This window comes from Streptomyces sp. WELS2, assembly GCF_013870595.1.
GTDB lineage: Bacteria > Actinomycetota > Actinomycetes > Streptomycetales > Streptomycetaceae > Streptomyces.
Genome location: NZ_JACBWZ010000175.1, coordinates 1 through 9,838, shown reverse-complemented (window position 1 = coordinate 9,838; position 9,838 = coordinate 1). Strand labels below are relative to the sequence as shown.

Genomic DNA, 9,838 nt, shown 5'->3' with positions numbered 1-9,838 from the left:
CGTGCGGCACTCGTGCATCTCCACCAGGCCGGCGTACGCGGGCGCCGCCGAGTCGCCGGTGCCCCAGCGGTCGCGCGGCTCCGGGTTCAGCCAGTGCACGCGCCGGGCCCGCCGGGCGATGTCCCGTACGGCGGCGAGGTTCGGGTCGCTCATGTTCGTCCGGGCGTCACCGAGGACGAACACCGTCGTACGCGGGCCGACCGCGCCGCCGTACCGCTCGGCGAACTCGCCCAGCGCCATGCCGTAGTCGCTGCTGCCGTGCCAGCCGGTGAGCGTGGCCTCGGCGCGGATGCGGGCGCCGAGCCCGTCCGGGTCGGCGCGGCCGTGCTCGAGCAGACCGGTGACCTCGTCGAGCCGGTTGACGAAGGCGAACACCCGCACCTTGGTGAACTCCTCGTGCAGCGCCTGCACGAGGAGCATGGTGAAGTCGGAGAACCCGGACACCGAGCCGGACACATCGCACAGCAGCACCAGTTCGGGGCGGACCGGGCGGCGCCGGCGCAGCACCGGACGCATCGGCACCCCGCCCGTGGACAGCGAGGAGCGCAGGGTGCGGCGCAGGTCGATCGTGCCGCGCGCGGCCCGGCGGCGGCGCGCGGCCAGCCGGGTGGCCAGCTTGCGCGCCAGCGGCTGGACGGTCCTGCGCAGTTCGGCGAGCTGGTCCCGGCCGGCGTACAGGAAGTCGACCCGGTCGGCGGTCGGGCGGACGCCCCGCCGGGCGATCTCGTCGCGCCCGCGCCGCTCCGCCACCCGGCGCCGCGCCTCCGCCCCGACCATCCGCCGGAACTCCTCGATGCGGCGCCGGATCTCGTCGTCCAGCAGCCGGTCCGCGAAGTCCGTCCCGCCCGTCCCGCTCCCGCCCCGGTCCCGGACGCCGGCCCGTACCCGGGCCAACAGGGTCTGCGGACGCAGACGTTCCAGGGTCTGGTACGCCGACCAGCCGTCCGAGCCGGGTGAACTCCCGTACCCGCCCAGCGCGTCGACCGCCTCGGCCGCCAACCGGGCCAGCAGCGCCCGGTCGTCGTCGGCCAGTGCCCCGGCGAGGCGGTCGCGCAGATCGTCCCGGTCCCCGGAGGCGTCCCGCGGGCCGCCGACACCGCGCGGGAAGTACAGGTCGAAGACCGAGTCGAACAGGGCCCGTTGCTCCGGGCCGTGCAGCAGGGTCGCGGCCAGGCCCTCGCGCAGCAGCTCCCGGTCCGCGAGGCCGAGCACCGCCACCGCCCGCGCCGCGTCCACGGTCTCCCCGGTGCCGATCCGCACCCCGTGCCCGCGCAGCGCCCCGACCAGGCCGGTGATCCGGTCGGCGACGGCGGTCACAGCGCGTCCAGGTCCAGCTTGGCAGCCGCCTTCCGGATGTCGTCCTGGTGCTTGAGGATCACCCCTAGGGTGTCCCGTACGACCCTCTCGTCCAGGGTTCCGGCGCCCAGGGCCAGCAGGGTGCGCGCCCAGTCGACCGTCTCGGCGACGGACGGCGCCTTGCGCAGGTCCATCGCGCGCAGCGCCCCCGCCACCCGCACCACCGACTCGGCCAGCGCGTCACCGAGGCCCGGCACCTTCAGCCGTACGATCCGCCGCTCCAGCTCCTCCTCCGGGAACCCGATGTGCAGGAACAGGCAGCGGCGGCGCAGCGCCTCGGACAGCTCCCGGCCGGCGTTGGAGGTGAGGACGACGAACGGGCGCCGGGTGGCGGTGACCGTGCCCAGTTCGGGGACCGTGATCTGGAAGTCGCTGAGCACCTCCAGCAGCAGTCCCTCCATCTCGACGTCGGCCTTGTCGGTCTCGTCGATGAGCAGCACCGTCGGCTCGTCACCGCGGATGGCGGTCAGCAGCGGGCGGGGGAGGAGGAACTCCTCGCTGAAGATGTCGGTACGGGTCTCGTCCCAGCTCTCGTCGCGGCCCGCGCTGATGCGCAGCAGCTGCTTGGCGTGGTTCCACTCGTACAGGGCCCGGGACTCGTCCACGCCCTCGTAGCACTGCAACCGCACCAGCCGGGCACCGGCCACCTGGGCGACGGCCTTGGCCAGCTCGGTCTTGCCGACCCCGGCGGGCCCCTCCACCAGCAGCGGCTTGCCCAGCCGGGCGGCGAGGAACACGGTGGTGGCGACGGCGGGCGAGGCGAGATAGCCGGCCTCGGCCAGGCGGACGGAGACGTCGTCGACGGACGTGAACAACGGGCCCTCCGGCGGGTCGGGAGCAGTGCGGTCCTGGGACCGGGCCCCAGGGAAAGATTCCGGCCTTCTATCTAAGCGCTTGTTCAGCTCCCGCGCCATGGTCTGTCGGCATCGGCCGCCCGGCTCGCTCACCGGCCCCGCCGCTCCCCCCACGATGGCCGGGTCCGGATTCAGTCGACAACTGGTCCCACACGCCATGGCGCGCTCGGGCGGCCGTCGGCCTCGAGGCCGTAACGGAGCGCCTGTTGCCAGTCGGCGACGTCGGAACGGTGGTGTTCGATGAACGTGCCGATACCGAGGCCACCCCGGTATCCGGCGTCGATTCCCATGCGGATAAGGCGATCGGCGCCGGCCGTATCTCCGTTCTCCTCCCGGCTGTAGAGCAACTCGCTCAGGCCCTGCCCGTCGGGATCGGAGGCAGCGACAAGTTCCGCCTCTTCCGTCCGCCCGGCTCTTTCGAGAAGGTCCGCCAGCCCCCAGAGCGCGTCGGGTTCCCCCCACTCCGCGGCCTGTCGCATCAGCCGGATCGCCTGATCCAGCTCTCCTTCGACATCACTCATGCATGCGAGGTGGAACAGTGCGCCGGCACTCCCGGCCTCCGCGGCCCGGCGGTACAGCACGCGCTGCGTCTCCTCGTCCGGCGTCGTCCACGCCAGGCCGAGAAGGGCCTCATGACTGCCGGCGTCGGCAGCGCGACGGTAGAGAGCGGCTGCTTCTTTCCGGTCACCCGCCCGCTCTGTCGTCTCGGCCAGCACGAGGAGAGCGTCGACATCACCGGCATCGGCGGCTTCGGTGAGGACCGCGTGCGCGGCGGCCCGCACATGAGGAGGGGAGTCGTCACCGAGGAGGTAACTAACATATCGGTACCGCACCCGGGGATCCATGGTGGAGTCCCTCGCAAGGAGGAGCCGTGCGGCGCTCTCCTCGTCAGGGCCGCTCATGCGTTGGGCCACTCGAACGAGCGCACCATAGTCACCCGCGTCGGCGGCACGGCGATAGAGGCGCTCGGCGCCCTCCCGGTCGCCGGCGTCCTCCTTGAGGCGGGCGAGCATCGCGAGGGCGGGCGTGTCTCCTTTCTCGGCGGCCCGCTCATACAGGTCCTCCGCTTCCTCGCGGCGGCCATGGCGCTCGTGCCAGGAGGCCAGCGAGCCAAGGCCTCTGGCGTCCGCGGTCTCGATCGCCCGCCGGTACACCTCCGACTCCCGGTCGTAGCCGTCGAAGCGTGCCTGGAGCACAGCCAGGTCTGCGAAGGCGCTCGAGTCTCCCGCACGGATCGCCGCGAGGACGAGTCGGACAGCATGACGGTACCGCCAACGATCATTGGCCGCCTGAGCCAGCGCCATGAGGGCCGCCGGATCACGGACGTTGTCGGCAGCGGCCTCCCAGAAGGCCCCGGGCGGCACCGCGCAGGCGCGTTCGGATCGTCCGTGCTGGTCCAGATAGTCGGCCAGCCGGAAGTGCGGTTCAGGGGGCTCGGTCTCCCCCGGGCGAGTGCGAACCCGGGTCAGGGGCCCGCGTGCGCCGCGCAGCGGCAGGGTCGTGTATTCCAGGGCTTGCGCGAGCCAGGTGTCCGTTGCCTGCTCCCACTGCAGGTTCGTCATGTACGAAGGAGCGGCGAATTCCAGCAGCGACAGTGACACGGTCGGCCCGAGGCCCAGCCGCCGGGCGTCCATGGCCAGCTGCGTCACCGCCCTTCCGGCCGGGGGCGCATTTCGATATCGCTCCAGGAGCGCGGGAGCACCGGCCAGGTACTGGGCGATGTGACCCTGTTCCGCATGAGCGGCGGCGTAGGCGATCCTCGGATCCGCTGCGGCGGCCCTGGCGAGGTTCGCCTCCTCACTCGCGCCGAACGCCTCCGGTACCGGCAGATCACATCCCGCCAGCAGCGCCCGGGCTTGCGCATGGATGTCCTCGGCACCCGGCACGGGCGGAGCCGTGAGCTGCGCCCAGTACTCGGGCCAGAGCGTGCCCAGTACGAGGACGGGGCCACGTTCCGGGTCTCGCAGGAGCGCGCGCAGACCGGCAGCGAGATTCTCGCCCAGCGCGCTGTTCGGTGTGAGCAGATAGTGCTGGGTCTCGTTCAGCCACAGGACGGTGTGGGGCTCGACCGCGTCCAGTCCGGCAAGGGCGGCCTCGGGCCGGCTCGGCTCGATGGGGTGCCACAGACGCCAGGAGGGCGGGAGCGACCGGATGACTTCCCAGCAGGCGCGGGTCTTCCCGGTGGAGGATCCGCCTACCAGCACCACCGTCCGGCTCGGCCCCCGGACCACCTCCCGGACGGCAGCGCGAAGCCGTAGGTCGTGTTCTCGCTCGACGTACACCGGCAAGACCGGGAGAGGATCCGTGAACCCGCCCTCGTCCACGGTGATGGCCTGGTGCACTTCCCACGCGTACGGATCGGTGACCTCCCTGACGAACCGTCCGGGCGGCTGCTCGGGAAGCCCGCGCCGCTGTGGGGCGCCGGCTTCGTTGATGATGATGTCGCCGCCCGCCTGATAGATCCGGGCATCGTCTCGTGCCACGGCGTCCTGCCGAATCACCGATCGGCCGGCGCCACCGCTCACGACTCGTTGATGGTCTGGTTGCCCGCAGCCTGATAGATCCGGGCCCTGCCGGACGCGCGGGCCGTCATCTCGACGGAAGCGGCGCGGTGGCCCTCCGTGTCCGGCAGCAGCGGGGTCAACTCCTCGTCGAGAACCCGACGCAGTTCGTCCGCCAGAGCGGGGTCGTCGCGCAGCAGCCTGCCCAGCCGACGCTGCCAGTCGGCGGCAAGCCCCGCTTCGGTCTCGGTGTCACCCACTCCGCGGGCAGCCAGCACCTCCGCACGCACCTCGGCGAGTTCGTCCTCGATCGCCGGAACGTGCTGCGGATGCACGCGGCGCCACAGGGCCACCGCGGAGGAACGTGCCTGCTGCCAGGCATCCGTCGCCATCGCACCCACGAGTGCCGAGCCCGCCGCCATGACGAGCGAATCCATGTGACCCCCAACCTCGGTGGCAAGGTCACTACCGTAGCGAATGTCCGCCGCGCGCGAGGGACCGTCGCTGCCCGGGGCCGCGCCAGGACCGGAACGTCTCCGCGGGCCTTTGCGCGCCGCACTTCGCCGCCGTCGCGGCCGGCCGGTCATGATGTTCGCGGGCGGAGAGGCACCCGTGCACACCCGGGGCGCGCCGGAGGTGTTCCCAGGCCGTTCGCGTGAGCGGGCGGGAGCACGGTTTCCGTTCCGCCGGCCCGGCGCAGCCGAGGACCGCGCCCGGGTCCGGCAGCGGCGGACGACCACCGCCACCCCCATCCAGCCCACCACAACGCGCCCCCGCCCGCCCCGCCCGCTGCAATGGACCCGTGACACCGCTCCCCGACGACTGCCTGACGCGCAACGAGTGGATCTGCGGGATCTATCTGAGCACCCGTCGGCAGATCCTGCTCGACGCGGTCGTCCAGCACCTCCAGCTGACCTCTCTGTCGGTGCTCACCGGCCTCGTCGTCGCGGTGCCGCTCGCGGTGCTGGCCCGTCGCCGGCGCTGGGCGGCCGGCCCGGTCCTGGCCGTGACGACGATCCTCTACACCATCCCGTCGCTGGCCATGTACTCCCTCCTCCTGCCCCTGTACGGCCTGTCGGCCACCCTCGTCATCGCCGGGCTGGCGCTGTACTCGCTCACCGTGCTCGTACGGAACATCCTCGCGGGCCTGCGCGCCGTCCCCGAGGAGACCCGGCAGGCCGCGCGCGGCCTCGGCTACGGCCCCGTCCGCCTCCTCCTCGCCGTGGAGCTGCCGCTCGCCCTGCCCGCCGCGATGGCGGGCCTGCGCGTCGCCACCGTCTCGGCGGTCTCCCTGGCCACGGTCGGCGCGATCGTCGGCTACGGCGGCCTCGGCAACCTCATCTACGCGGGCATGAACAGCTACTTCAAGGCCCAGGTGCTCACCGCGTCCGTGCTGTGCGTGCTGATCGCCGTCGCCGCGGACCTGCTCCTGCTGGGCGTGCAGCGGCTGATCACCCCCTGGACCAGGACGGCCCGCGCATGAGCACCCTCGCCGCCGCCTGGCACTGGCTCACCGACCCCGCGCACTGGCCGGGCGAGGACGGCATCCGGCACCGGCTGCTCCAGCACCTGGCGCTCACCGCCGTCTGCCTCCTGCTGAGCTGTGCGATCGCCCTGCCCGTCGCGCTGGTCCTCGGCCACCTCGGCAAGGGCGGCGCGCTCGCCGTGAACCTCTCCAACGCCGGCCGGGCCGTGCCCACCTTCGCCGTGCTGGTCCTGCTGCTGCTCACCCCCGTCGGACGCTGGGGCGACGGCCCCACCGTGATCGCCCTGGTGCTGTTCGCCGTACCGCCGCTGCTCACCAACGCCTACGTCGGCGTGCGCGAGGTCGACCGGGGTGTCGTACAGGCCGCCCGGGGCATGGGGATGACCGGCCGCCAGCTGCTGTTCCGGGTGGAACTGCCCCTCGCGCTCCCCCTCGTGCTGAACGGGGTGCGGATCGCCGCGGTCCAGCTCGTCGCCACCGCCACCATCGCCGCGCTCGCGGGCGGCGGCGGCCTCGGCCGGATCATCACGGCAGGGTTCAACCTGGCGAGCACGCCCCAGGTGGTCGCGGGCGCGTTCCTCGTCGCCGCCTTCGCCCTCCTGGTGGAGGCCGTCTTCGAACTCGCCGAGCGGCTCGCGCCGGCCCGGGCGAGGGGCGGCCGGCCATGACAGGCCGACCCCTCCCCGCCGCACTCGTCCGCCTGGCCCTCGCCCTCCTTCTCCTGCCGCCCCTCGGCGCCTGTGCCGCCGGTCCCGCCCTGGAGGACCGCGGCCAGGTCACCGCCGCGCCCGGCGACAGCCGCCATCTGACCATCGGCTCGGCCGGTTTCACCGAGAGCGACCTGCTCGCCCAGCTGTACGCCCGGCTGCTCGACGACGCCGGATACCGGACCTCCATCCTCACGGTCGCCAACCGGGAACTGTACGAACCGGCCCTGGAATCAGGCCGGATCGACGTCGTACCCGAGTACGCGGCCACCTTCGCCGACTGGCTGAACGCCAGGACGCACGGCCCCGACGCGGCCCCGGTCGGCTCGCCCGACCTCGGCGCCACGATGAAGGCCCTGCGCGCCCTCGCCACGCCCCGGGGCCTGACCGTCCTCGCGCCCGGCCGGGCCGTCGACCAGAACGCCTTCGCGGTGACCGCGGCCTACGCCCGCCGGCACCGCCTGAAGACCCTCGGCGACCTCGGCGCCAGGAGACTGCCGGTACGGCTCGCGGCGGGCGACGAGTGCGTACGGCGGCCGTACTGCGCCCCGGGCCTGCGGAAGGTGTACGGCATCGACATCACCGGGATCGACCCCAAGGGCGTCGGCACCACCCAGGCCAAACGGGCCGTGCAGCAGGGCCGCGACCAGATGGTGCTGACCACCACCACGGACGCCACCCTCGACTCCTTCGGTCTGGTCCTGCTCGCCGACGACAAGCGGCTGCAGAACGCCGACCACGTCGTCCCGGTCGTCAACCGCGCCCGCGCGGGCGGCACACGGGTGGCGAAGACCCTGGGGCGGCTCGACGGCGTGCTCACCACCGCCGACCTCGCCGCGATGAACCGGCAGGTCGACTCCGCGCGCCGGCTGCCCGCCGACGTGGCCCGCGCCTACCTGGAGGACAAGGGGCTGACCGGGTAGCCGCGCCTCAGGCGTCCGCCACCGAGTCGAACGGCACCTGCCCCCGCGTCACCCCGCGCGCGTCCGCGTCCACCGAGCGGCGCAGCGCCTCGTGCAGCTTCGCCGGGGTCAGCACGCCGAGGAACCGCGCCCCGTCCAGCACGGCCACCCACCCGGCGTCGTGCTGGAGCATCACCCCGAACGCCTGCTTCAGCGGCGCGCCCACCGGCACCCAGGCGGTCATCCGGTGGGCCAGGTCCCCGACCGTGCCGTCCGCCGCCAGTTCCCCGATGCCGACCCAGCCGTGCAGATCACCGTCCGCGTCCAGGACCACCGCCCACCGGGCGCCCACCCCGAGCAGCCGCTGACGGGCCCGCGCGGCGGGCTCGTCCGGGCGGGCCACCGGCGGCTGCTCCAGGTCGTCCGGCTCGATCGCGGTGACCGACAGCCGCTTCAGCCCCCGGTCGGCGCCCACGAACGAGGCGACGTACGGCGTGGCGGGCGCCCCGAGGACCGCGCCGGGCGTGTCGAACTGCTCGACGCGGCCCTGCCCGTACACGGCGATGCGGTCACCGAGCCGGACGGCCTCCTCGATGTCGTGCGTGACCAGCAGCACCGTCTTGCGCACCTCGGCCTGCATGCGCAGGAACTCGTCCTGCAACTGCTCGCGCACCACCGGGTCGACCGCGCCGAACGGCTCGTCCATCAGCAGCACCGGCGGATCGGCGGCCAGCGCGCGGGCCACGCCGACCCGCTGCCGCTGCCCGCCGGACAGCTGGTGGGGATAGCGCGGCCCGTACGTCTTCGGATCCAGGCCCACCAGGTCCAGCAGCTCGGCCGCCCGGGCCCGGGCCCGCGCCCGCTTCCAGCCGAGCAGCGCGGGCACGGTCGCGGTGTTGTCCAGGACGGTGCGGTGCGGGAAGAGGCCCACCTGCTGGATGACGTACCCGATGCGGCGGCGCAGCCGCACCGGGTCGAGGGTGGCGATGTCCCGGCCGCCGACGAGGATCCGGCCGGAGGTCGGCTCGATGAGCCGGTTCACCATCATCATGGTCGTCGTCTTGCCGCACCCGGACGGCCCGACGAGCGTCACCAGTTCGCCCTCGGCGACCTCGAAGGAGAGGTCGTCCACGGCCGTCGTACCGTCCGGATACCGCTTGGTGACCTGCTCGAACCGGATCATTCCCCCACGCTACGGCAGCCGGCCCGGCCCCTCATCCCGCCGTGCCCCGACCGGCGGACCCCGCGTGCCCGACGGTCACCCGAACAGGATCACCTCCAGCGTGCGCGGGCCGTGCACGCCCTCCACCCGGTCCAGTTCGATGTCGCTGGTGGCGGACGGGCCCGAGATCCAGGTCAAGGGCCGGGTCGGATCGAGGCGTTCGAGGGCCTGCGGGACGGAGGAGACCACCTGGTCCGGGACGCGGACGACACAGATGTGGTGGTCCGGGATCAGCGAGATACGGCGCCGGCCCTGGTCCGGGGAGCCGTCGAGCACGAGGGTGCCGGTCTCCGCGACCGCCACGGCGCAGCCGGTCACCACGCTGTCCACCCGATCCAGCCGCGCGGCGGTGAGCTCCGCCCGGTCGTGGATCCGCACGGGAGCGGCCCCGTCCAGCCATCCGGCCGGCAGGCCCGGCGGGACCAGCACCTCCCGGGAGCCGTGTGCGGCGAGCAGCCGCATGACGAGCGCCGGCAGTTCCCCGGCGCCGGCGCGGTGCACGATCGCCCGGTAGTCCGCCAGGTTCTCCGCCAGCAGCTCCACCGTCTCCTCGGCCGTGCGCTCCCCGTGGGCGCGCAGGTAGTCCCGGGCCACGGCCTCCTCGTACGGCCGCTCGTCCGGGGTCACGTCCGCAAGGGCCCGCCGCACCCGGCCCAGGACCCGTTCCCTGCTGTTCACCTGTCGCCGTCCTTTCCGCCGCGGGTGCGCTGCCACCAGTCCCGGAAGGGCTCCGGGGGCACGGCCGGCAGGTCCCGCGCTCCACGAGTCTCTTCTGGAGGGTGAAGGCCTCGGCGAACGCCGGGTCCTCGG

The 9,838-nt window shown here is 73.4% G+C and carries 9 protein-coding genes; 3 read left to right on the top strand and 6 right to left on the bottom strand.

Going from position 1 to position 9,838, the window contains the following annotated elements:
* The 4 genes from H5J33_RS13445 to H5J33_RS13430 all read right to left on the bottom strand — a co-directional run.
* Window positions 1-1,317 (bottom strand): VWA domain-containing protein (locus H5J33_RS13445; RefSeq protein WP_181795140.1); only part of this gene is annotated, 1,317 nt, incomplete at its 3' end.
* Complete coding sequence (locus H5J33_RS13440; protein ID WP_181795139.1) at window positions 1,314-2,171, bottom strand: MoxR family ATPase; 858 nt, start codon at window positions 2,169-2,171, stop codon at window positions 1,314-1,316. The genes H5J33_RS13440 and H5J33_RS13445, both read right to left, overlap by 4 nt.
* Before the next feature lie 170 nt (window positions 2,172-2,341).
* Window positions 2,342-4,735 (bottom strand): tetratricopeptide repeat protein, encoded by a 2,394-nt coding sequence (locus H5J33_RS38335; RefSeq protein ID WP_181795138.1) that lies wholly within the window; start codon window positions 4,733-4,735, stop codon window positions 2,342-2,344.
* Window positions 4,732-5,148 (bottom strand): hypothetical protein, encoded by a 417-nt coding sequence (locus tag H5J33_RS13430; protein WP_181795137.1) that lies wholly within the window; start codon window positions 5,146-5,148, stop codon window positions 4,732-4,734. Before H5J33_RS13430 ends, H5J33_RS38335 begins: the two co-directional genes overlap by 4 nt.
* A 365-nt stretch (window positions 5,149-5,513) precedes the next feature.
* Between H5J33_RS13430 and H5J33_RS13425 the strand changes: the two genes are divergently transcribed.
* From H5J33_RS13425 to H5J33_RS13415, 3 genes are read left to right on the top strand one after another with little or no spacing between them, the layout of a single operon-like run.
* Window positions 5,514-6,194: an ABC transporter permease gene (locus H5J33_RS13425; RefSeq protein ID WP_181795136.1), complete on the top strand. Its 681-nt coding sequence runs from the start codon at window positions 5,514-5,516 to the stop codon at window positions 6,192-6,194.
* Complete coding sequence (locus tag H5J33_RS13420) at window positions 6,191-6,865, top strand: ABC transporter permease (protein WP_181795135.1); 675 nt, start codon at window positions 6,191-6,193, stop codon at window positions 6,863-6,865. The genes H5J33_RS13425 and H5J33_RS13420 overlap by 4 nt, the downstream gene beginning before the upstream one ends.
* Window positions 6,862-7,827, top strand: a complete 966-nt coding sequence (locus H5J33_RS13415) for an ABC transporter substrate-binding protein (RefSeq protein WP_181795134.1) — start codon at window positions 6,862-6,864, stop codon at window positions 7,825-7,827. The genes H5J33_RS13420 and H5J33_RS13415 overlap by 4 nt, the downstream gene beginning before the upstream one ends.
* A gap of 7 nt (window positions 7,828-7,834) precedes the next feature.
* On the opposite strand, the gene H5J33_RS13410 is transcribed toward H5J33_RS13415, so the two are convergent.
* Both H5J33_RS13410 and H5J33_RS13405 read right to left on the bottom strand, forming a co-directional pair.
* On the bottom strand, window positions 7,835-8,989 hold the full coding sequence (locus H5J33_RS13410) for a betaine/proline/choline family ABC transporter ATP-binding protein (protein WP_181795133.1): 1,155 nt from the start codon (window positions 8,987-8,989) through the stop codon (window positions 7,835-7,837).
* 75 nt (window positions 8,990-9,064) lie between these two features.
* Entirely contained in the window at window positions 9,065-9,706 is a 642-nt protein-coding gene (locus tag H5J33_RS13405) for a lactate utilization protein C (RefSeq protein ID WP_181795132.1), read from the bottom strand.
* Window positions 9,707-9,838 lie beyond the last annotated feature (132 nt).